This window comes from Nocardia anocheti (assembly GCF_029675105.1).
Classification (GTDB): Bacteria; Actinomycetota; Actinomycetes; order Mycobacteriales; family Mycobacteriaceae; genus Nocardia.
The window spans coordinates 212,845-239,127 of record NZ_JAQQFV010000003.1; the positions used below are offsets into that span (position 1 = coordinate 212,845).

Below are 26,283 nucleotides of genomic sequence, written 5' to 3' on the forward strand. Positions count from 1 at the left end.
CGCTGTCGTCCGGTGTGGACTTCCCGCCATCCGAAATTCTCGATAGCCGATTCGACCGCCCGTAACGAACTCTGTGTCTTTTTAGGTCGCATTGAGTGAATGTCCAGTACGCGACTTGCGGAAAACAATTCTTCGGTATTTACGGCGAGGTGAATTGACGCGTAACGATCGGGCAGCAACGCGTGACCGCGGGATTAATCCGTTCGGGCGAAATGTCGTTTTCGGCCGACGCGCCGAGCGTAATTGTTACTAGCGTGTTCCCGCCTATTCGTATGCCCGATGTTTGCTGGCAGGCTAGTGTCAGGTGGAAGGTTTCGGCGACGAATCCGCTGGGTACAGGCCCGCGGGCCCGAAAATATGGCAAGGGGACAAGTATGGCCGGTCGGCTGTAGATATTCCGCGTCCACCGGACAGTGTGATACAGGTGGATATGCGGTGATGGGGTCGAATAGTAAGTCGGTAGCCATGCGAGGGGTCGGGTAATCATGGAGTCTGTCGTCAGTCGCGCCGGTAATCAGGATCTGATTCCGCTTTCGTCCGCTCAGTACGGCATGTGGTTCGCCGACAGCGCGTACAGTGGCCCGGCGACCAATATCGCGCAGTACGTCGAGATCGTCGGACCGATCGACATCGCCCTGTTCAACCGCGCGGTCCATCTCGCCGCCGAGGAGACCGAGTCGCTCATGGTGCGGCTGGTGGAAGTGGACGGCGTCCCCTACCAGCTGGTCGATCGCGATATCACCTTCAACGAGCTGGTCCTCGATGTCGGCACCCACCCCGATCCGATGGCCGCCGCGCTGGACTGGATGCGGCGCGACTACACCCGTCGCGTCGACATCACCCAGCATCAGCTCGCCGTCACCCGGCTGATCCGGGTCGCCGAGGACCGGCACCTCTGGTACGCGCGCGCCCATCACCTGGTGATCGACGGCTACGGTGCCTTCAACGTGCTCAGCCGGGTCGCCGAGCACTACAACGCGCTGCGGGAGGACCGCCCCGCCACCCCGCTGGTCGCCGCGGCGCTGCGCGATATCGCGGTGGAGGAAAAGGCGTACCGCGAGGGCTCGCGGTTCGAGACCGATCGCCGGTACTGGCTGGACAAGGTCGCCGGACTGCCCGCGCCCGCCGGACTCTCCGGTCGCGCCGCCCGACCGGGGACGATCGACCGGGTCGGCGCCCGGCAGCTTCCGCCGCACCTGTGTGACCTGCTGGATCGCCGCGCCGCCGCCCTCGACGCCTCGGCGGCCCAGGTGGTGGTCGCCGCGTTCGCCGCGTATTTCACGCGGATGACCGGCGCCGAGGACGTGGTGCTCTCGGTGCCGGTGAGTGCCCGGGTGACGATGCGGCTGCGCAGCGCCGCGGCCATGCTCGCCAATATGGTCCCGATCCGCTTCGCCGTCGACGACACAACCACTGTCGCCGGTCTGGTCGGCGCGGCCACCAGCGAGCTGGTCTCGGCGCTGCGTCACCAGCGCTACCGCTTCGAGGATCTGCGCCGCGAGTCGCCCTCGATCGACAATTCCGCGACGACCTACGGCCCGGTCGTGAACATCCTGTTCTTCGACTCCGAGATCCGCCTGGGCGAGGCCGTCGGCCACTACCACGCGCTCACCTCCGGCGCGCTCGAGGACCTGCAACTCAACCTCTACCGGACCGGCCCGCAGGCCCCGCTGCTGATCGAGCTGCACGGCAACGACAATCTCTACAGCGCACGCGAGATCGACGCGCACGCCGAGACTTTCGTGGAGTTCCTGGAGCGGTTCGCGGCAGCGGAGACGGACACGCCGATCCTGGACCTGCCCGTGGGTGCCGAGGCTCAACCCGTCGACGCCCCCGTGGGTCTCACACCGGACGGAACGCTGGTGGACGCGCTGGCGCGGCAGGCGGCGTCGACGCCGTTCTCGGGCGCGGTCACCGCCGACGGGACGACGCTGACCTATCAGGACCTCGACCAGAGATCCACCCGGCTGGCCCGTCGGCTGATCGACCGTGGTGCCGGACCCGGCGCGTTGGTGGCGGTCGCCCTGCCGCGCGGGGCCGAACTGGTCGTGGCGCTGCTCGCCGTCGTCAAGTCCGGGGCTGGCTTCCTGCCCCTCGACCTCACGCATCCGCGGGAGCGACTGGACTACGTTGTCGGGCAAGCGGATCCGGCCGTGCTGCTGGTCGACGCGCAGACCGTCTCGCTGCTGCCCACGCACCCGCAGACACTGATCCTCGCACCGGACGACGACTCCGACGGGTCCACCGCGCCGATCACCGATGCCGACCGCGGCGCGCCGTTGCGACCCGACGACGCGGCCTACGTCATCTTCACCTCCGGCTCGACCGGCAGGCCGAAGGGCGTGGTCGTCAGTCATCGGTCGGTGGTGACCTATCTCGCGAATGCGACCGCCGCCCTGGACATTCACGCGGGCGACGTGTGGACGTGGCTGCATTCGGTGGCCTTCGACTATTCGATCTGGGAGGTCTTCGGGCCGCTGACCACCGGCGGCCGGATCGTGGTCGTCGACGGGTCGACCGCCCGCGTCCCCGACGAACTGGTCCGGCTGGTGGCCCGGGAGGCGGTGACGGTCTTCAGCCAGACCCCGTCGGCGTTCTACCAGTTCGCCGCCGCGGACCGTCGCTATCGCGCGGCGGGCGTCCCCGACGGCGTGCCCTCGCTCCGGACGGTGGTGCTCTCGGGCGAGGGCCTCGATCCGGCGGCGCTGGCGCCCTGGTACGAGGACAATCCGCTCACCCCGGTGCTGGTCAACAGCTACGGCATCACCGAGACCACGGTGTTCGTCACCCACACGGCACTGGATTCCGGCCGCGCGGTGCCGGGGGCGCCCAGCGCGATCGGCTCGGCCCTGCCCGGGCTGCGCGCCTATGTGCTGGACCGACGGTTACGGCCCGCGCCGGTCGGGGCGTGGGGGGAGATCTATGTCGCCGGAGCGCAGGTGGCGCGGGGATATCTGGGGCAGCCCGCGTTGTCGGCGGGCCGCTTCGTCGCCGATCCATGGGGAGCGCCGGGGGAGCGGATGTATCGCAGCGGTGACCTCGCCCGCCGCACCCACGACGGCGACCTCGAATACCGCGGCCGCGCCGACCAACAGGTGCAGCTGCGCGGTTTCCGCATCGAACTCGACGAGGTACGCGCCGCCCTGCTCACCGACGCCTCGATAGCCGCCGCGGCGGTCGTCGTGCACCGCGCGGGCACCGACGCGGCCCGACTGGTTGGCTATGTCGTGCCGGTCGACGGTGCCGCCGTCGACGTGGATGCCGTTGTCGCGCAGGCGGCTACGCGGCTGCCGGGGTACATGGTCCCCGGCGTGGTGTCGGTGGTGGACGAGCTGCCGTTGACGGTCAACGGCAAACTGGATCTTCGGGCACTGCCCGCGCCCGACGAGACGGTCGCGGCGGGCTATGTGGCCCCGCGAACCGAGATCGAAGAGTGGGTGGCGCAGGCCTTTTCCGAGGTGCTCGGTGTGGAGCGGGTCGGCGCGTTCGACAGCTTCTTCGACGCGGGCGGCAACTCGCTGACCGCCACCGCGGCCGTGGTGCGCCTCGCCGAGGCGACCGGGTGCGCCCTGTCGGTGCGTGATCTGTTCGCCGAACCGACCGTGGCTGGCCTGGCCGAACGCGTCGGCCGAGCCCGCCGTCGCGTCCGCCCCGCCCTGGAGCCCGTGCCACGCACGGCGACGATGCCGCTCGCCCCGGCGCAACAGCGGATGTGGCTGATCAACCGGGCCGAACCGGCGTCCGCGGCCTACAACATCCCGCTCGTGCTGCGCATGACCGGGCGTCTCGAGCCCGAGGCGCTGCGCGCGGCGCTGGGCGATGTCCTGGACCGGCACGAATCGCTGCGGACCCGCTATCCGGCCGTCGACGGTGCCGGGGTCCAGGAGATCCGCACCGTCGCGGATGCCCTGGCCGAGCTGAGTTTCGAGCCCCAACGGGTCGAGTCGAACCATCTCGACGAGCGGGTACGTGACCTGACCACCCAGGGATTCGACGTCACCGCGCGTCCGCCACTGCGGGTGGCCGTCCTCACCACCGATGACCCCGACGTCCATGTGCTCGTCCTGGTGCTGCACCACATCAGCTGCGACGGCGCCTCGCTGGCACCACTGGCCGCCGATGTCGCCGCCGCCTACGCCGCGCGAACGCGGGGACAGGCGCCACACCAGCAGCCGCTGGCCGTACAGTACGCCGACTACGCCGACTGGCATCGGCGCCTGCTCGGTGACGACACCGATCCGGACTCGCTGCTCACCGAGCAGTTGACCTACTGGACAACGCAATTGGCCACGGCCCCGGCTGTACTCGAGATCCCGGCCGACCGTCCCCGGCCCGCGCGCCGTTCACTGCACGGCGGGATCGTCGCCACCGAGCTCGCCACCGCCACCTACACCGGCGTCGAACAGCTCGCGCGCGCCGCGGATGTCACGCCGTTCATGGTCGTACACGCGGCTCTCGCGGTGCTGCTGTCGCGCGTCTCGGGTGCCGCCGACATCGTCATCGGCGCCCCGCTGGCGGGCCGTGGCGACGCGGAACTGGCGCCCCTGGTGGGGATGTTCGTCAACACCGTGGCCCTGCGCACGCCGGTCCGGCGCGAGGAATCGTTCACCGCCTTCCTCGAACGTGTGAAGGATGTCGACCTCGACGCCTTCAGCCACGCCGACGTCCCGTTCGATCGGGTGGTCGAGGCGCTCGACCCGCAGCGCTCGACCGCCTACGCCCCGGTCTGCCAGGTGTATCTGTCCTTCGACAACACCGCACTGCCCCGGCTGACCCTGCCGGATCTCACGGTCGACGTGCTCGATCCCGGCGCGGAACCGGCCAAGGTCGACCTCGTCGTCACCGTCGCCGCCAACGCCGCGGGCACCGGCGACATCGCCTTGCGCGTCAACTACGCGACCGACCTGTTCGACGCGGCCACCGTCGAGCGGCTGGCCGCCCGCCTGGTCCGGATACTCGACGCCGTCGTGGCCGACCCGTCGACGCCGGTCGGCGATGTGGACCTGCTGTCCGACGCGGAACGGACCACGCTGGCCCCGGTGCGCGGTGCCGAGGCCGTCCCCGGCGTGGCCCTGGCCGAGCTGCTGGCGCGGGGCGTGGCGATCTCACCGCACGGTCCCGCGGTGGTGGCGGGCGAAGCGACCATGGATTTCACCGAGCTGGACGAACTGTCGAACCGTTTCGCGCGGCGCCTGCTCGATCAGGGCGCGCGACCCGGCGAGGTGGTGGCCATGGTGCTGCCGCGGTCGGTGGACTTCGTCGTGGCCGTATGGGCCGTCGCGAAGACCGGCGCCGCCCTGGTGCTGATCGATCCGCGCAATCCCCGCGACCGGATCGCGGCCATGCTCGCCGACAGCGGACCACGGGTCGTGCTGACCAGCGCCGAAGTCGAGGACAGGGCGCCCGAGGGGCCGTGGTCGCTGCTGGTGGTCGCCGACCCGGTGTCGCGCGGCATCACCGAGGGCTACCCGGCGGCACCGGTGACCGACCGGGACCGGGGCCGACCGATCCACCCCGGTGACGTCGCGTACGTCATCTACACCTCGGGTACCACCGGCGTGCCCAAGGGCGTCGAGGTCACCAACCAGGGGCTGGCGAATTTCGCCGCCGAACAACAGGAACGCTACGACGTCGACCCCGCCGTGCGCGTCTTGCAGGCCGCCGGACCGGGTTTCGACGCCGTGATGCTGGAAGTGCTCATGGCCCATCCCGGTGGTGGCGCGCTGGTGGTCTCGCCCCCGGACGTCTACGCGGGATCCGATCTGGCGGACCTGATCCGGGCACAGGAGGTGACCCACGCCTTCCTGACGCCCACTGTCATGGCCTCGATGTCACCGACCGGCCTGGAGTGCCTGCGCGTGCTCGTGGCGGGTGGCGAGGCGCTCACCCCGGAGCTCGGCGCCACCTGGGCACCCGGCCGTCGCCTGTTCAACGGATACGGTCCGACCGAGACGACGATCATGGTCGCGATCAGCGACCCGGTCCCCGCCGACGGGCCGATCACCATCGGTGGCCCGATTCGCGGGATCTCCGCGCAGGTACTCGATGCCAGAATGCGCCCGGTGCCGGTCGGGACGGCGGGTGAACTCTATGTCTGCGGTGTGCAATTGGCGCGCGGCTATCTCGGCCGACCCGCGCAGACCGCGGCGAGCTTCGTGGCCGACCCGTGCGGTTCGGGCACCCGGATGTACCGCACCGGCGATCTGGTCCGGTGGACGCCGGAGCTGACGCTGCAATACCTGGGCCGCGCCGACCATCAGGTGAAGATCCGTGGCCAGCGCACCGAACTGGGCGAGATCGAAGCGGTGCTCGCCCAGGACCCGGCGGTGACCCACGCGGTCGTCGTCGTCCACGGCGAGGCCGGGGCGGATCGTCTGGTCGGCTATCTGGTCGGCGCGGGCGTGGACGCCGAGCGGGTCCGCGCCACCGCCCGCGACCGCCTGCCCGCGCACATGGTGCCGGACGTGTGCATGGTGCTGGACCGCTTCCCCCTGACCTCGAGCGGCAAGCTCGACCGCGCCGTCCTGCCCGAGCCGGTGTTCCCGGGCGCCGTCGCCGACATCGCGCCGCGCACCGCCACCGAACGCGTCGTCGCCGGGATCTATCGCGAGGTGCTCGGCGCGCCACGGATCAGCGCGCTGGACAACTTCTTCGACCTCGGCGGGAACTCGCTGACCGCGACCAAGGTCGCGGCCCGGCTGTCCGGGGTGCTCGGTGTCGACATCCCCGTGCGCACCCTGTTCGAGGCGCCGACGGTCGACGCCCTCGCCCGCGAACTGGACACCGCCGCACCCGGTCAGCCCGGCACGCCACGGACACCCCTGGGTCCGCAGCGTCGTCCCGAGCGGATTCCGCTGTCCCCGGCCCAGACCCGCATGTGGTTCCTCAATCGCTTCGACCCCACCGCTGCGGTGTACAACGTGCCGGTCGTCGTCCGGATCTCCGGTCCGCTGGACCTCGACGCCCTCCGCGCCGCGTTCGCCGACGTCGTCACGCGGCACGAGACCCTGCGCACCCGATACCCGGACAGCGACAACGGGCCGTGGCAGGAGATCCTGCCCGCCGAGGCGGTGACCGTCGATCTCATCCCGATCGAGGTCACCGCCGACGAACTCGCCGACCGGATCGCCCAGGAGACCTCGGGCGGATTCGATGTCAGCGCGGCCGTGCCGGTGCGGATCACCCTGTTGCGCACGGCATCCGACGAACACACCCTCGTGCTCTCGGTCCATCACATCGCCACGGACGGCTCCTCGCTCGCCCCGCTGGCCGCCGACATCGCCCGCGCGTACCGGGCCCGCGCTCACGGGGAGGAACCCGGCTGGGCGCCGCTGCCAGTGCAATACGCCGACTACACGCTGTGGCAACGCGAACTACTCGGTGAACCCGACGATCCGGCGAGCCCGACCGCCGAACAGATCCGGTACTGGTGGGCCGCGCTGGCCGACCTGCCGGAAGTCCTCGATCTGCCGACCGACCGTCCGCGCCCCGCGCACCAGTCCTTCCGCGGCGCCGCCCTGACCGCGGTCGTGCCCGCCGATCTGCACCGTGAGCTGGCCGCGGTCGCGCGCGGTCACGACGCGACGGTGTTCATGGTGCTGCACGCCGCGTTCGCGGTGCTGCTGGCCCGGCTCTCGGGCACCGGCGACATCGCGGTGGGCACCCCGGTCGCCGGGCGTGGCGAACCCGCGCTGGACCCGTTGATCGGAATGTTCGTCAACACTCTGGTGCTGCGCGTACACGTCGATCCGGCCGTATCGTTCGGCGAGATCATCGAGCGGGCCAGGGAATGCGATCTCGGGGCCTTCGACAATGCCGCGATCCCATTCGAACGGCTGGTGGAGGAGCTCAACCCACCCCGCAGCACCGCCCACGCGCCCCTGACCCAGGTCGGTTTCTCGTTCCAGAACATCGAGATCCCGACCCTCACCCTGGATGGGCTGACGGCATCGGCCGAACTCGTCGACCCCGGGGTCGCCAAGTACGACCTGCACCTCAACCTCGTCGACACCCTCGACGCCGACGGCGACCCCGGCGACATCGGTGTCGAATTCGGTTACGCGACCGACCTGTTCGACGAGCCCACGGTCGCCTCGGTCTTCGCGCTGTTCCTGCGCGTCCTGCGTGGCGTCGTCGCCGACCCCGGCCTGCCCGTCGGTGACCTGTCACTGTTGGGTCCGGACGATCTCGCCGAACGCGCGGCGCGCGAGACCGGACCCCTACTGCCCGAGGGTGATTCGACCATGGCCGCGCTGTTCGCGAACCAGGTCGCGGCGACACCGGAATTGCCTGCCGTCATCGACGGTACGTCGGGCGAGGTGTTCACCTACCGTGCGTTCGCCGACGAGGTGAACACGCTGGCACGCGTGTTCCTCGGACGCGGTGTCGGACCCGGCAGCCTGATCGCCGTGGCCATGCCGCGCTCGGTGGACCTGCTGCGCACCCTCTACGCTCTGCATGCCGCGGGCGCGGCGTACCTGCCGCTCGACCCGGATCATCCCGTCGACCGACTGCGGGCGGTCCTCACCGCGGCCGTCCCCGACGCCGTCGTGATCGGCCAGGATCTCGACATCCCCACCGGCGCACCGGTCTGGCGCCTCCCGGACCTGACCGGGACCGCCGCATCGACCGCCCCCGTCACCGACGCCGACCGGCATCGCCCCCTGCGCCCCGACGACCTCGCCTACGTGATCTTCACCTCCGGCTCCACCGGTGTCCCGAAGGGCGTGGCGCTCACCCACGCGGCGGTCGCGAACCAGCTGCGGTGGCTGCGTGGCCGATACGGGATCGGCGCCGACGATGTGCTGTTACTGCGCACACCGGTGACCTTCGACCTGTCGGTCTGGGAACTGTTCGCCGCGCCGACCTCCGGCGCCGCGCTGGTGGTCGCCGGTCCCGAGGACCACACCGATCCGGCCGCCGTCGCACGACTCGTCGCCCGGCACGGCGTGACCGTCGTCGACTTCGTGCCCTCGTTGCTCGCGGCCTTCCTCGACCACGCGACGACAGCCGGGCTCGCCACCGTGCGGCAGGTGCTGTGCATCGGTGAGGCCCTCGACGCCGTCACCGTGGACCGGTTCCGTGATGTCTCGGCTGCCCGGATCGACAATCTCTACGGGCCGACCGAGGCCGCCGTGAGCGTCACCGCCCACGCGATCGGTGACCTCGACAGCGCCGTGGTCCCGATCGGCACACCGGAGGCGAATGTCACTGTCCGAGTGCTCGATACACGGCTGCGACCGGTCCCCGACGGGGTCACCGGCGAGCTCTACCTCGGCGGTGTCCAGCTCGCGCGCGGCTACCACGCGCGCCCGGACCTGACCTCGACGGCCTTCGTCGCCGACCCGTACGCCGAGGTCCCCGGCACCCGGCTGTATCGCACCGGTGACCTCGTCCGCTGGGACCGATCCGGTGAACTGCGGTACGTCGGTCGCCGCGACACCCAGGTCAAGATTCGCGGACTGCGCGTCGAACTCGGCGACATCGAAGCCGCACTGCTCGCCGACGCGCGGATCAGCGGCGCCGTCGCCAGGGTCGTCACCGTGGCCGACGAACCGCTGCTGGTGGCCTACGCGGTGAGTCCCGACCCGCTCGACACCGACGCGCTGCGCGCCGTCCTGCTCGCGCGCCTGCCCGCGTATATGGTTCCGGCACAGGTCATCCGGATCCCGGCGATCCCGCTCACCGGCAACGGCAAGATCGACTATCGCGCCCTGCCCATGCCGGACCCACGCGGTGGCGCCACCCGCTATCGCCCGCCCAGCGGACTCACCGAGGAGACGATCGCGACCGTCTTCGGCGAACTCGTGCGGGCACCGTGGATCGGCGCCGACGACAATTTCTTCACCCTCGGCGGCAATTCGCTGCTGGCCACGCGCGCGCTCAGCCGCATCGGCGAGGTGCTCGGTACGACGATCCCGGTGCGCGCGGTCTTCGAGGCGCCGACGGTGGCCGAGCTGGCCCGCTGGATCGAGCGGCAGCGCACGGCGGGGGCGGTCACCGGCCCGGTGGCGGGGCCACGGCCCGACCGGATCCCGCTGTCCCCGGCGCAGAGTCGGATGTGGTTGCTCAATCAGCTCGACCCCGAATCGGCGAGTTATGTGGTGCCCCTCGCCATCCGGATCGGCGGCACGCTCGACACCCTCGCGCTGGCCGCGGCCGTGCACGATGTGCTCGAACGGCACGAAATCCTGCGTACCACCTATCCCGCCGACGACGGCACCCCCGCCCAGGTGGTGCTGACCACCGACGAGGTCGTCGGCGCCTGCGACCTGACGGTGCACCCGGTCGAGGAGATCGACCTCGGCCCACGCCTGCGACAGTTCTTCGGCATCGGGTTCGACGTCGCCACGGGCGCGCCGATCCGGGTCGCGGTCCTGCGGCTGTCCCCGTCGACGCACGTGCTCGCGTTGGCGGTGCACCACATCAACTGCGACGGCTACTCGGTCGCGCCGCTGGCCGCCGACATCATCGAGGCCTATCGGGCACGCGCCGCGGGTGCCGAGCCGGAATGGGCGCCGCTGCCCGTCCAGTTCGCCGACTACGCGCTGTGGCAGCGCGCGGCCCTGGCCGCACCCGACTCGGCCGCCGCCCTCGACCTCACCTACTGGCGGACCCAGCTCGCCGGGATCCCCGACGTCCTCGCCCTGCCCACCGACCGGCCGCGACCGCTCGAACAGTCCCACCGCGGCGCCACCGTCCACGTCACGGTGCCCGCCGAGATCGCCACCGCCGTGGCCGCGCTCGCGCGCAGCGGCGGAGTCACCCCGTTCATGGTGGTGCACACCGCCCTGGCCGTCCTGCTCGCCCAACTCTCCGGGGACGACGACATCACCCTCGGCGTCCCCTACGCCGGACGCGGGGACCGGTCGCTGGACCGGCTCGTCGGCATGTTCGTCAACACGCTCGTGCTGCGCACCCGCGTCCGCCCGGAACAGCGATTCCTCGACCTGCTCGACCTCGCCCGACGCACCGACGTCGAAGCCTTCGAGCACGCCACCGTCCCGTTCGAGCAACTGGTCGAAGTCCTCAATCCCGCACGCTCCACGGCACATTCACCGCTGTTCCAGGTGATGCTCGCCTACCAGAACATGGCGCCCGCCCGGCTCGAACTGCCTGGGCTCGACATCGAATCCCTCGATGCCGGGACCGAGGCGGCGATCGGCGATCTGCTCCTGATGGTCACCGAGGACCGGGGGCCGCGCAACGAGATCACCGGCATGGCCTTGCGCCTGACCTATGCCACCGATCTGTTCGACGAGGACTCCGCGCGCCGCATGGCCGACCAGTTCGTGCGCGTCCTCGACGCCGTCACCACCGACGCCACCGTCGCGGTCGGCGACATCGACCTCGCGGACGACCAACCGGACATCGCCGAACACGAGACCGCCCCCGTGCCGACAGGTCGCACCCTGGTGGACGCCTTCGACGAGCAGGTCGCCCGCACGCCCGACGCCGTCGCGGTGCGGGTCCCCGACGGTCCCACGCTGACCTATCGCGAGTTCGACGCGCGGGTCAACCGGCTGGCCCGCCACCTCATCGCCCTCGGGGCGGGCCCCGAGACCCCGGTCGCGGTCGCGGTGCACCGCTCGATCGAGATGATCACGGCCGTCTACGCCGTCGTGAAGGCGGGCGCCGCGTTCGTGCCCCTGGACCCGGAGCACCCGACCGCGCGGCTGGTCCACGTGCTGCGCGTGGCCGAGCCGCTGCTGGTGGTCACCACCGCGCGCGACGATCGTGGCCTGCCCACCGACATCACCCAGGTGCGCCTCGACGACCTGGACCTGAGCGCGCTGCCCGCCCGACCCGTCACCGACGCCGAGCGCGCCGCACCGCTGCGCCCCGACGACATCGCCTACGTGCTGTTCACCTCCGGGTCGACCGGCGCGCCCAAGGGCGTCGCGCTGACCCACGCGGCGACCATGCATCAGCTGGCCTGGGCGCAGCGCGAGTTCCCGCACGACGAGACCGATGTGGTGCTGCACAAGACGCCGATCACCTTCGACATCGCCGTGTGGGAGTTGTTCTGGCCGTTGCAGACCGGGGCGCGGATCGTCGTCGCCGAACCGGGCGGCCACCGCGACCCCGCCTACCTGGCCGGGGTGATCGCGGCCGAGGAGGTGACCACGGTGCACTTCGTGCCGTCGATGCTCGATGTGCTGCTGGAACATCCGGGCGCCGCGCGGTTGTCGTCGGTGCGCCATCTGTTCCCGGCCGGTGAGGCACTGGCCCGTCGCACCGCGGAACGGGCGCTGCGCGTGTTCGACACCGCCGAGGTGGTCAACTGGTACGGCCCGGCCGAAGCCGAGGTGGTGACCGCCTACCGCTGCGCGACGAATTCGCCGGTGCGCGGCGGTGTTCCGATCGGCTACCCGGTGACGGGCATGCGGCTGCATATCCTGAACCCCCGCCTGCGGCCGGTCCCGGTCGGCGTCGTCGGTGAACTGTACGTGTCCGGCCCGCAGCTGGCCCGCGGCTATCACGGTCGCCCCGACCTCACCGGCGCGATGTTCGTCGCCGACCCGTTCGGCGCACCGGGACAGCGGCTCTACCGCACCGGTGACCTGGTCCGCCGCACGCGGTCCGGCGCGCTGGAATACCACGGCCGCAGCGACTTCCAGGTGAAGTTCCACGGCCAGCGGGTGGAGCCCGGCGATATCGAGGCGGCGCTGCGCACGATCGACGCGGTGGCGCGAGCGGTCGCGGTCGTCACCCCGGACCGGATCACCGCCTTCGTCACCCCGGCCCCGGGTCTCACCCTCGACGGCGGCGCGGTCCGCAAGCAGCTGACCCGCGTGCTGCCCGCCTACCTGGTGCCCGCCACGGTCCGGGTCGTCGACACCCTGCCGCTGACGCCGAGCGGCAAACTGGACCGTGCCGCGCTCGCGCGTCCGGCCCTCGACGACGCCGACGAGAGCCCCGACGGCCGCACCGACCGGGCCGCCCTGCGCGCGAAGATGATCGCGGAATACGTCGCCCGGACCGACCGGGAGGTCGTGCTGGCGAATATCGTCGCCGAGATCGTCGGCGCGGATCACGTGAGCGTCGCGGCGGATCTTTTCGACATCGGCATCAACTCGCTCTCGGCCGCCCAGGTCGCGGCCCGCGCGGAAGCCGCCCTGCGGGTGCGGGTGCGGGTCCGCGACATCTTCGACGCCCCGAGCATCGCCGAACTCGCGGAACGGATCGCGCTGCGGGACCGCTACTCCGGCGTGCCCCTGGTCCGCCACGCCGACCGGGACGAGATCCCGCTGGCGGCGGCACAGCGTCGGATCTGGATCCTCAACCAGCTCGACCCCGACTCGGGGGCCTACAACATCTGCTTCGCGGCCCGGCTGACCGGCCCGCTCGACATCCGCGCGCTGCGCGCGGCGATGGCCGACGTGGTGACACGCCACGAACCACTGCGCACCATCTATCCCGACGTCCAGGGCACCCCGCACCAGCTCGTCCGCGACACCGCGGTGGGCCTGCCCGAGCTGGAGCCGGTCGAGATCAGCGACCCGGCCCGACTCGCCGCCGAACTGCGCACCGCGGTGGAGTCCGGATTCGATGTCGCCCGGACCGCGCCGGTACGCGCCGGTCTGTATCGCACCGGCCGCGACGAACACGTCCTCGTAGTGGTCGTGCACCACATCGCCGCCGACGGCGCCTCGATGGCACCGCTGGCCCGTGATGTCTTCGCCGCCTACCGATCCCGCCGTTTCGGCGGGGAGCCCGAATGGCCCGCGCTGCCGGTCGACTACGCCGACTACGCGCGCTGGCAGCAGGAGAGCCTCGGCGCCGAGGACGACCCCGCCTCCCTGGCGGCCCGGCAGATCGCCTACTGGCGGGAGGTCCTCGCCGACGCGCCGGAACTGCTCGAACTCCCGACCGACCGACCCCGGCCCGCGGTGCTGTCCATGACCGGCGGACGGGTGGAGTTCACGGTCGAACCCGGTCTGCACGAGGCGATCGTCGAGCTCGCGCTGCGCGAGGGTGTCACGGTGTTCATGGTCGTGCACGCCGCGCTCGCCCTCCTGCTCGGCCGCACCGCCCACAGCGCCGACGTGTCCATCGGCACCCCGGTCGCGGGCCGTGGCAGGCCCGAACTCGATGATCTGGTGGGCATGTTCGTCAATACGGTGGTGCTGCGCACGCCGATCGATGAGGAACTGCCGCTGCGCGAATTCCTCGCCGGGCTGCGCGATATCGACCTTGACGCCCTCGCCAACGCCGATGTGCCCTTCGACCGCCTGGCCGAGCTGCTCGACCGGTCCCGGTCCACCGCGTATTCGCCGCTGTACCAGGTACTGCTCGGTTTCCGGAATGTCGAGACCACGGCGTTCGAACTCGACGACATCAGCGTGGAGGTGCTCGATCCGGGCGTCGCCCAGGCCAAGACCGACCTCACCGTCTTGATGAGTGAACTGGGCGCCGGTGCCGGGATGCGCGGCGAGATCGTCTACGCGACCGACCTTTTCGACGACTCCACCGCGACCCGTTTCGCCGACCGCCTGGTGCGGGTGCTCACGGCGATGACGGCGCGGCCGGAGGCGAGGATCGGCGCCATCGACCTGCTCAGCGATGAGGAGGCAGCACACCTGCTGCCCGCCGGGCAGTCGGCCGCCGTCCCGCCGCGAACCCTGCCCGCGCTGCTCTCCGCGGCCGTGGCACCGGCGGCGGTCGCCCTCGTCGGCGCCGAGGAGACCCTCACCTACGGCGAGCTCGACGCCCGCTCCGACCGGCTCGCCGCCTTCCTGACGGCGGCCGGTGCGCGCACCGGAACCTTTGTCGCGCTGGCACTTCCGCGTTCGGTGGACTACCACGTGGCGCTCTGGGCGGTCGCGAAGACCGGCGCCGCCTTCGTCCCGATGGATCTGCGCTATCCCGCCGACCGCCTGGCCCACATGGCCGAGGACTCCGGCGCCCGGCTCGGTCTCACCCTGCGCTCGGCACGGACGGGTGGCACCGAACTTCCCGCCTCGGTGGAGTGGGTGTGCGTCGACGACCCCGACGTCCGCGCGCGAGCGGCCGCCGCGCACCGCGACGGTGTCCCGGTGCCCGCTCGGCCGGTGCGTCTCGACGACGCGGCGTACGTGATCTACACCTCCGGCTCCACCGGCCTGCCGAAGGGTGTCGTCGTCACCCACGAGGGCCTGGCCACGCTGGCGGCCGAACAGGACGAGCACTATCGAATGGACCGCACCTCGCGCGTCCTGCAGGTCGCCTCGCCCGCCTTCGACGCGGTCCTCATGGAATCGCTCATGGCCTACACCGCGCACGCCACGCTGGTGATCTCACCCGCCGACGTGTTCGGCGGTCCGGAACTGGCCGACCTGATCCGCAGCCAGCGCGTCACCCACGCCTTCCTGACCCCGAGCGTGCTGGCCACCCTGCCACCGGCGGGCCTCGACTCGCTGTGCATGCTGACGGTGGGCGGCGAGGCGGTCTCGGCCGAACTGATCGCCACCTGGGCGCCGGGCCGCCGCTTCCACAATGTGTACGGCCCGACCGAGACGACGGTCGCGGTCTCGGTCAGCCCCGAACTGGACCCCGGCGACCCGATCACCATCGGCGCGCCCATGCGCGGCGTCCGGGCGGTGGTCCTGGACCGGCGGCTGCGCCCGGTGCCGATCGGGGTGGCGGGCGAACTGTATCTGGCCGGGAACGCGCTGGCACGGGGCTATCTGAACCGGCACGGCGTGACCGCGACGGCCTTCGTCGCCGATCCGTTCGGGACGCCGGGCACCCGCATGTACCGCACCGGCGACCTGGTGCGCTGGACGGGCGAGCACACCCTGGAATACCTGGGCCGCGCCGACTTCCAGGTGAAGATCCGCGGTCAGCGCGTGGAACTCGGGGAGATCGACGCCGCGCTGATCGGCTGCCCCGATGTCGGCGCCGCGGTCACCGTGAGCAGGCGCGGCGCCGCCGGACAGCCGACCCTGGCCGCCTACGTCGTGCCCGCGGACGGCACCACACTCGATGTGTCGTCCCTGCGCGACCGGATCGCGGCCGCGCTACCCGAACACATGGTGCCCTCCGCGATCACGGTGCTCGACGAGATGCCGATGTCGGCGACCGGAAAGATCGACCGGCGCGCCCTGCCCGAGCCGGTGGCCGAGCCGTCGCCGACGGGGACGGCGCCCGCCTCCGACCTGGAGGCGACCATCGCGGCCATCTTCGCCGACGTCCTCGGACTGGCGACGGTCGGCACCGAGGACTCGTTCTTCGCGCTCGGCGGTGACTCGATCATGTCCATCCAGCTCGCCGCCCGGTTGAAGACCGCCGGGGTGGTCGTCACCGCACGAGACATCTTCGAGCACAGGACAGTTCGCGGCCTCGCGACCGTGGCCGAGGCCGCCGGACACGAGACCCTCGCCGAACTCGACGGCGGCGGCATCGGCGCGGTCGCGCGCACGCCGATCGTGTCGTGGTTCCTCGGCAGGCCGGGCGGTGACCGCTTCGCCCAGTCCCTGCTGGTCGACCTGCCCGGTGACGCCCGCCGCGACGATGTGGTCGCGACCGTGCGCGCCGTCCTCGACAGGCACGACATGCTGCGCGCCCGACTGGCGACCGACCACCTCGAGGTCCTGCCTCAGGGCGCGGTCGACGCGGACCGGGTGGTGTCGGTGCGGACCTTCGGGGCCGAAAGTGCGCCGGCCAGTGCGGGTTTCACGGCCGAGGTCGAGACCGCACTGGGGGAAGCGTCGGCGCGGCTGAACCCGGCGGACGGCGTGCTGGCGCAGGTGGTGTGTCTGCTTCCCGAGCCCGGCGTCCGGGCCGCCGGACGGGCACTGATCGTCGTGCACCATCTCGCCGTCGACGGGGTGTCGTGGCGAATCCTGATCCCGGACTTCGTCACCGCCTGGCAGCAGGTCGCCGAGGGCCGCCCGGTCGCGCTGCCGGAGGTGGGGACATCGATGCGCCGGTGGGCCGAGGCCCTGGCCGACGCGGCAGCCGAGCGGGTGGGGGAGCTCGCACTCTGGCAGGAGATGGGCGAACGCCCGGAACCGCCGCTGGGACGGGCCGTGTTCGACCCGGCCGTGGACGTGCACGCGACCGTCGCCCAGACGACACTGACCCTGCCCGCCGCGCTCACCTCGGCGCTGCTCGGCGAGGTACCCCGCGCGGCCCGCGCCAGCACCGACGACGCGCTGCTCGCCGGACTCGCCCTGGCCCTGGGTCGTTGGTGTCGGCGCCGCGGTCTCGAACACTCGGGGACGCGCATCCTGCTGGAGAGCCACGGCCGCGAGGAACAGCTCGCACCCGGCGCGGATCTGTCCCGCACGGTCGGCTGGTTCACCAGCGCGTACCCGGTGGACCTCGTCGTGGCCGATGCCGATCCGCGCGCCGCCGTGAAGGCCGTCAAACAGCGTCTGCGCACCATCCCCGACAAGGGCATCGGCTACGGCCTGCTGCGTCACCTGCACGCCGCGTCGGCCGACGCGCTGGCCGCCCTGCCCGAACCCCAGATCAGTTTCAACAATCTCGGCCGGGCGGGCGTCGATCTCGCCGCCCTGTCGGGCGTCGCCTGGGTCCCCGCGCCGGAAGACTTCGACCGGAGCGCGTCCTTCGACCCCGACATGCCCGCCGCCGCCCCGCTGACCATTGACACGAGTATCACCGACACCCCGGATGGACCGGTCCTGTCGGCGCGGATCGGTTACGCGACAAGGCTTCTCGACGGTGACGAGGTCGAGGACCTGCTCGGCGAGTGGCTGTCCGCGCTCACCGAGATCGCCGATACCGCCAGACGCGACAGCGAGTGGGGTCTCACCCCGTCCGATGTCCCGCTGGTCGCGCTGACCCAGGACGACCTGGACGACCTCACCGCCCGCTACGGCCCGCTCGACGCGGTCTGGTCGCTGGCACCGTTGCAGAGCGGCCTGCTGTTCCACGCCGAACTGGCGGCGGGCGCGCTGGACGTCTACACCGCCCAATCCACCATGACGCTCACCGGCGCCGTGGACGAGACCCGGCTGCGCCGGTCCGCCCACGCCCTGCTTGAGCGGCACCCGAATCTGCGCGCCGCGTTCACCCGCACGGCGAACGGAACCGCCGTGCAGGTGATTCCGGTCGACGCGCCGCCCCACTGGCGCACGGTCGACGCCACCATCGACGCGCTGCCGGAGATCCTCGCGACCGAGCGGGCCGCGGCCTTCGATCCCACCGACCCGCCGCTGGTGCGATTCGTGCTGGTCACGGTGTCGCCCACCGAATTCCGGCTGATCCTCACCGCCCACCACCTCCTGCTCGACGGCTGGTCGCTGCCACTGCTGCTGCGCGACCTGATCGGGCTGTACGCGGCCGACGCGCAGGCCGCGCTGCTGCCCGGCGTGCCGTCCTACGGCGAGTACCTGCACTGGCTCGACCGCCACGACAGTGTGACGGGCGTGGCGGTGTGGCGCGACGCGCTGAGCGGGTTCACCGAGCCCGCCCTGGTGGCCGGGACCGGCGGCGCGGCGACCGTCGACATCCCCGTCGACCTCACCCTCGACCTCGACCCCGACCTGGACCTCGCCCTGGCCGATTTCGCCAGGGCGCACGGTGTCACCATGGCGACCCTCGTCCAATTCGCCTGGGCGACAGTGCTGGCCAACCGGCTCGGCCGCGAACGCGTCGTGGTCGGTGAGACCGTCTCCGGACGACCCGCCGACCTGTCCGGCGTCGAATCGATGATCGGCCTGTTCGTCAACACCGTGCCGGTGCCCGTGCACGTGCGCCCGGACCGCACCTTCGCCCAGGCGTTGGAACGGTCGCAGGCGGACAAGACCCGCCTGCTCGACCACCACCACATCGCGCTGTCCGACATCATGGCCGCCGTCGGCGGGGGCGCGTTGTTCGACACCCTGGTGGCCTACGAGTCCTACCCGGTCGACAGCAGCGGGCTCGGCGACGCCGACATCGACGGCATGCGGGTCACCGCCGTCGACGGCACCGACGCCGCCCACTATCCGATCACCGTGCAGGCGCACCACACCGACACCCTGCACGTCCGCGTGCGCTACCAGCCGTCGCGGGTCGACGCGACCACCGCCGCCGACCTCGCCGACCGGATGGAACGGGTGCTGCGCGCGATCGCGACCGACCCGGACACCCGCGTCGGCGACCTGGACCTGCTGGCACCGGCCGAACACGCGGCCCTGGTCCCCGCCAGGGGCGCGGCGAGCGTGCCGCCCGAGCCCCTCACCGAGCTGCTCCGGCGCGGGCTCGCCCTCCGTCCCGACGGGGTCGCGGTGGTGTGCGGCACCGAACGGCTCACCTACGCCGAACTGGACGCCAGGGCACACCGACTGGCCGACCGGCTCAGTGCGAGCAGCGTCGCACGTGGGGACACCGTCGGCGTGGTCATGCCGCGCTCGATCGACCTGATCACCACGATCTGGGCGGTCGCCGAGCTCGGCGCGGCCTGTGCGCTGCTCGACCCACGCAACCCGGCCGAACGGCTCGCGGTGATGCTGTCCGACTGCGGCGCCCGTGTGGTCGCCACCGTGACGGACACGAATGGCACTGTGCCCGAAGGGGAGTGGGGTCGCCTACTCGTGGATGAACCCGCGCCCGAAGCGCCGGATGTCCGGATGCTCGCTGCTCCGGCACGAGCTACCGACACGGCCTACATCATCTACACCTCTGGCACCACCGGCACCCCGAAGGGCGTCGCCGTGACCGCCTCCGGGCTCGCGAGCTTCGCCGCCGAACAGCGGGAGCGCTACCACGTGACACCGGATTCGCGGGTATTGCAGTGCGCGGCACCGGGTTTCGACGCCGTCATGCTCGAGGTGCTGATGGCGCATCCGCACGGTGCGACGCTCGTGGTGTCGCCCCCTGATGTCTTCGCCGGTGCGGAACTGTCCGCGGTGATCCGCGACCAGGGCGTCACCCACGCCTTCCTGACCCCGACGGTGCTGGCGACCATGTCGCCCGAGGGGCTCGAGGGTCTGCGCGTGCTCGTCGCGGGCGGAGAAGCCGTGTCGACCGAACTCGCCGCCGCGTGGGCACCCGGCCGGGAACTGTTCAACGGCTACGGGCCCACCGAGACGACCATCATGGTCGCCATCAGCGATCCGCTGCGCGCGGGGGAGATGGTCACCCTGGGCGGCCCGATCCGTGGCACCACGGCGGTGGTGTTGGACGCGCGGCTGCGCCCGGTCCCGGTCGGCGTGACCGGCGAACTGTACATCGGCGGGGTCCAACTGGCCCGCGGCTATCTCGGGCGCGCCGACGCCACCGCGGCGAGCTTCGTCGCGAACCCCTACGAACCGGGACAGCGGCTGTATCGCACCGGCGATCGGGTCCGGTGGACCGCCGAGCACACCCTCGAATACCTCGGCCGCGCCGACCATCAGGTCAAGATCCGGGGCCAGCGCATCGAACTCGGCGAGATCGAAACGGTCCTCACCGAGCACCCGGACGTCACCCACGCGGTTGCCCTAATTCGAGCCGACGCCCAGGGGACCGACCGGCTCGTCGGCTACCTCACCGGCGACACGGTCGACCCCGAGCGGGTCCGGGCCTGGGCCAGGGGCAGACTGCCCGCGCCGATGGTGCCCGAGCGATGCGTTGCGCTGGAACGGCTTCCGCTGACCACCACCGGCAAGCTCGATCGCGCGGCGCTCCCCGTGCCGGTCTTCGCGCCGGGCGCGGGCTACCTGGCCCCGGCCACCGAGACCGAACAGGTCGTCGCCGACATCTGCGCCGAGGTCCTCGATCTCGAGCGGGTGGGTATGCGCGCCGACTTCTTCGACCTCGGCGGAAACTCGCTGACCGCGACACGGGTGACCGCACGGCTCAGTTCCGCGCTGGGCGTGCGGGTCTCGGTCCGCGACCTGTTCGAGTTCCCGGTCCTGGCCGACCTCGCGACCCATCTGACCGGCCGTGACCAGGTCGGACGACCGGCGTTGATCCGGCGTACCGATGACGCGCCGGTCCCGCTGTCGCCCGCACAGTTGCGGATGTGGTTCCTCAACCAGTTCGACGCGTCGGTGGGCGCCTACAACGTGCCCCTGGTGATCCGTCTGACCGGTGCCCTCGACCTGTCCGCCCTGCGGACCGCGTGCGCGCTGGTCATCGGCAGGCACGAGTCGCTGCGGACGAAATTCCCGGCGGTGAACGGGGTGCCGCGCCAGATCGTCGTCGACACCGAGGAGGTCGTGCCCGTCCTGCGACCCGTCGTGATCGAGGAATCGGTGCTGCCCAAGGCGGTGGCCACCGTGGTGTCGGCCGCCTTCCAGGTGACCGAGGCGCCGCCGGTGCGGGCCGAACTGTTCGAAGTGGGCCGGGACGATCACGTGCTGGTCATCGCCGTGCACCACATCTGCGCGGACGGCCTGTCGATGATCCCGCTGGCCCGCGATGTCGCCGCCGCCTATCACGCCGCGACGACCGCGACCGAGCCCGCCTGGCCCGCACTGTCGGTCCAGTACCCCGACTACGCGCTGTGGCAGCACGAGGTCCTCGGCGACGCGAGCGATCCCGCTTCGCCGCTGGCGCGTCAGCTGGACTACTGGCGGACGACGTTGGCCGGGCTGCCGGAACTGCTCGAACTGCCCACCGACCGACCCCGCCCGCCGGTGGCCTCGATGCGCGGTCAGGCGTTCGAGTTCACGATCGGCGCGCCGTTGCAGGAGCGGATCGGCGCCGTCGCCCGCGCGGCGGGCGCGACACCGTTCATGGTCGCGCACGCCGCCCTGAGCGTGCTGCTGGCGCGCCTGGCCGACACCGAGGACGTGGCCGTCGGCACGCCGATGTCCGGTCGCGGGGAACGCGAACTCGATGATCTGATCGGCATGTTCGTCAACACCGTCGTCCTGCGCACCGCGGTGCGGCCGGGCGATCCGTTCGCGGCGCTGCTGGCGACGGTCAGGGCGGCGGATCTGGCCGCCATGGCCCACGCGGACGTGCCGTTCGAGCAGGTCGTGGAGGCGATCAACCCGCCGAGGTCCACCGCGCACCTGCCGCTGTACCAGGTGACCATCGACTACCAGAACCTCGACGAGGCCGTTCTCGCCCTGCCCGGGCTCGCGGTGGAGCCGGTCGAGAACTACTTCGAACAGGCCCAGTCGGACCTGAACGTGAAACTGGTCGAACGCTACGACCCCGAGGGCAGGCCGCTGGGCATCGTCGGCCGATTGACCTACGCCACCGACCTGTTCACCGACGAGTCGATGGAACGGTTCGCCCGCTGGTACATCCGCGTCCTGGAGGCAGTCACCGCCGAACCCGAGGCCGTCGTGGGCGACATCGAGTTCCTGGAACCGCGCCAGCGACGCGAATTGCTCGACGCCGCAGGCGAACCGGGCGTCGAGGTGCCTGCGGCGACCATCGGCGAGCTGTTCACACGGCGGGTCGCGCGCACGCCCGACGCGGTCGCGGTGACCGACGGCACGACGAGCATGACCTACCGGGAACTCGACCGACGCGCCCGCGCGGTCGCCACCCGCCTGATCGCGGGCGGAGCCGGACCGGAAACACTGGTGGCCGTGGCACTGCCGCGTACCACCGATCTGGTGGTCGGCCTGCTCGGCGTGGTGCTCTCGGGAGCGGGCTATCTTCCGCTGGACGTGGCCTATCCGGCCGAACGTCTCCGCTTCGTCCTCACCGACGCGGACCCGGTGGCACTGCTGACCTGGTCCGGATTACCGGGCGAGTTCCCCGAATTCGACGGTCCCGTCGTGCATCTCGATGACGACACCGAGGTCGCGAACGCGATGGCTCTCGCGCCCCGGCCCGACAACCTCGCCTACATGATCTACACCTCGGGCTCGACCGGGCGTCCGAAGGGGGTGGCCGTCACCCACCGTGACGTGGTCACCCTGCTCACCAACGCGAACGAGAAGTTCGACGTCGGACCCGACGACGTGTGGACGCTGTTCCACTCCTACGCCTTCGACTTCGCGGTCTGGGAGATGTGGGGCGCGCTGCTCTCGGGTGGACGCGTGGTGGTCGTCGACTACGAAACATCCAGGACACCCGACGCGTTCCTCGACCTGGTGGCCAGGGAACGGGTCACCGTGCTGAGCCAGACACCTTCGGCCTTCTACGGCTTCGCCGAAGCGGAGGGACGGCGCCGGGAAGCCGGTGGCGGCGACCTGGCACTGCGCTACGTCGTCTTCGGCGGCGAGGCGCTCGATGTCGGCCGGTTGAACGGATGGTTCGCGGCGCACCCGAGTGGATCGCCGCGGCTGGTGAACATGTACGGCATCACCGAGACGACCGTCCACGTGAGTTTCGCCGAGGTCGAGGGCGAGCGGGTCGGCGGGATCGGTGCCGCGCTGCCGGGCATGGCGGTCCACGTACTCGACGGGCGCCTGCGGCCCGTGCCGGTCGGTGTCACCGGTGAGCTATACATCGGCGGCGACCAGCTGGCCCGCGGTTACCGTGGCGCCGCCGCGCTGACGGCGAACCGATTCGTGGCCGCCCCGTTCGGTACGCCGGGCAGCCGGATGTACCGCGCGGGCGACCTCGGCCGGTGGCATCGCGGACCCGACGGGCTCGAACTCGAATATCTGGGCCGGGCCGACGCCCAGATCCAATTGCGGGGCTTCCGTATCGAATTGGGCGAGGTGGAGTCGGCGTTGCTGCGTCTTCCTGGGGTCGCGCAGGCGGCTGCCGCGGTGCACCGGCACGCCAGGGACGTCGATCAGCTGATCGGCTACGTGGTGCCCGCGGCCGGACAGCCGGTCGATCCGATCGAGATCCGGCAGGCGGTGGCCGAGGTCCTCACCGGATACATGGTGCCCGACGCGATCGTGGTGCTGCCCGCGCTACCGGTGACGATCAACGGCAAACTCGATCGAAAGGCCCTGCCCGCGCCCGACTTCGAGCACGGCACCGCCGAACCGGAGACACCGCGCACCCACTCCGAGGCGGTCGTGGCCGCGGTCTTCGCCGAGGTCCTGTCGGTACCCAGGGTCGGCGCCACCGACGGATTCTTCGACCTCGGCGGCAACTCGCTGCTGGCCACAATGGCGGTGACCGAACTCGGTGCGCGCGGTGTCGCCGTCGAACTGCCGTGGATGTTCGACGACGCCACCCCGCGCGCCCTCGCCCGCCGCGCCGACGAGGCCGACGGCGCCTCGGGCATGCAGGTCCTGCTGCCACTGCGGCCCGCGGGCACCGCCGCGCCGCTGTTCACCATCCACCCGGCGGGCGGGCTGGCCTGGTTCTACGGCGGCCTCGCCGGACACCTGCGCGGTGATCGGCCGGTCTACGGATTACAGGACCCGCACGTCGTCGCGGCCGAACCCGTCGCCACTTCGATCGATGAGCTGGCCCGGCGCTACGCCGAGGAGATCCGCCGCGCACAGCCCGACGGGCCCTACCACCTGCTGGGGTGGTCGCTCGGCGGGGAGATCGCGCACGCGGTGGCGGTGCTGTTGCAGGAACAGGGCGAGCGCGTCGCGCTGCTGGCCATGATGGACAGCGCCGCGGGCACCCCACCGACCGCCCCGGACACCGTCACCGCGCCCGGCGAGATGATGGCCGACCTGCTCGGCGGCTGGCGCGAACTGTTCGACCTCGGCGACGCGGTCACCGCGAGCACACCCGAACAGGCGTGGCAGGTCGTGCGCGACCAGATCACCGGGACCGGCCTGTTCACCGCCGACCAGGTCGACCGCGTGATGCGCAGTTTCGCCACGGCGGGCACCCTCGCCGAGACCTACCGACCCCGGGTCTTCGACGGTGACCTGGTGTTCTTCACCGCGGGCAAGGACCGCCCCGACCCGGCGGCCATCGCGAGCACCTGGCACCCGCACATCACCGGCACCGTCCACAACACCGTCATCGACGCACGGCACCTCGAGTTGACGCATCCATCCGCGCTGGCCGTCATCGGCCCCCTCCTCGAAGGATTCATGTCCTCATGACCACACAGCAGAACCTCCGTCTCGACGACGGCCGCACCGTCACCTGCACCAGCCCCGCCGAGGCGCGCATGCTCTGGAACGAGATGGTGGTCGACGGGTTCTACCGCCAGGCCGCGGCCACCCTGCGGCCCGGCGACCTCGCCATCGACATCGGTGCCAATATCGGACTGAGCGCCATGATGTTCGCCGACACCAACCCCGCCATCCGGGTGATCGCCGCCGAACCGGCCCCCGCCACCTACGACTGCCTGCGCCGCAATATGGCCGCCCACGTCCCCGACGGTGTGGCGCTCGAAGTCGCGGTCGGCGCCGCGCCCGGTGTGCTGCCGTTCACCTGGTACCCACGGGCCACCGCGAACTCGAGCCTGTACGCCGACCGCGCCGCCGACGACGAGGCGACCACGATCTTCCTGCGCAACAACGGCCTGCCCGACGACGCGATCTCCCTGATCACCCGCGGTCTGCACGACGGCGAACAGATCGACGTGGAGGTCACCACCGTGTCGGCGATCCTGGCCGACCACGACCCGACCGCCGAGATCGGCCTGCTCAAGGTCGACGTCGAGCGGGCCGAATTCGACGTATTGCTCGGCATCACCGAATCGGACTGGTCCCGGATCCGGGCGGTCGTCGCCGAGGTCCACGATCACCACGGGCGCCTCGGCGAGTTCTGCAAGGTCCTCGACGCCCACGGACTCACCCCGCGCACCCGGCAGGACCCGTCCCTGGCCGGAACCGAACTGCACGAGGTCTACGCTGTGCGCGCCTAGTCCGCCGACCCGAGCGCGGACGCTCTGGCCACCGTGGCGGCGGCGTCGGCGGCCCGGCGCGCGTCCGCCTCGGTGACCGGTTCATGGGTGATGAACAGCCGGTGGAACACCGGGGCCAGGGCGAAGCGGATGATCTCGACCGGATCGGGCACCGGCGCGAGCTCGCCCCGGGCGACGGCGCGCTCGACGAGGACCGCCGACTCCCGGTGCCTGGCCTCGTAGAAGGAGCGCAGCGCGGCCGCCGCGTCCGGGTGCTGCATGCCCGCGGCCACGAAAGCGGTGGCCACGCTGCCGGATTCGGGATCGGCGAACCCCGTCCGCAGCAGTGCGGTGAGGGCGCGGAGGTCACCGGTCAGGCTGCCGGTGTCGGGGATCGGCCAGGACTGCTCGCTGGCCCGCTCGAGCGCGTCGGCCACCAGGCCCTCCGGCCCACGCCAGCGGCGATACACCGTGGTCTTGTGCACCCCGGCACGCTGCGCGACCGCCTCCACCGTGAGCCCCGGGTAGCCGTGCTCGGCGAGTTCGGCGGCGGTCGCGTCGAGCACGGCCTCCCTGACCCGGGCACTGCGTCCACCGGGACGTCGTTGCGGTTCCAAAAACAACTCCTATTGCGTTAGTGGCTGATCGTCGCTAGGTTAACGCTACACAAGTAGCGATTGGAG

At 71.3% G+C, this 26,283-nt stretch carries 3 protein-coding genes; 2 read left to right on the forward strand and 1 reads right to left on the reverse strand.

The window, feature by feature from the left end; genetic code table 11:
• Positions 1-485: 485 nt before the first annotated feature.
• Together QC180_RS08580 and QC180_RS08585 are read left to right on the forward strand one after the other, a co-directional pair.
• Positions 486-24,851 carry a non-ribosomal peptide synthetase gene (locus QC180_RS08580; RefSeq protein WP_278262098.1) on the forward strand — a complete coding sequence of 8,122 codons (24,366 nt, stop codon included), beginning with the start codon at positions 486-488 and terminating at the stop codon, positions 24,849-24,851.
• Positions 24,848-25,621, forward strand: a complete 774-nt coding sequence (locus QC180_RS08585) for an FkbM family methyltransferase (RefSeq protein ID WP_278262099.1) — start codon at positions 24,848-24,850, stop codon at positions 25,619-25,621. The genes QC180_RS08580 and QC180_RS08585 overlap by 4 nt, the downstream gene beginning before the upstream one ends.
• Here the strand turns inward: QC180_RS08585 and QC180_RS08590 are convergent.
• A complete protein-coding gene (locus tag QC180_RS08590) occupies positions 25,618-26,217 on the reverse strand; it encodes a TetR/AcrR family transcriptional regulator (protein ID WP_278262100.1) in 600 nt (199 codons plus the stop codon). The genes QC180_RS08585 and QC180_RS08590 overlap by 4 nt on opposite strands.
• Between the last annotated feature and the right edge of the window lie 66 nt (positions 26,218-26,283).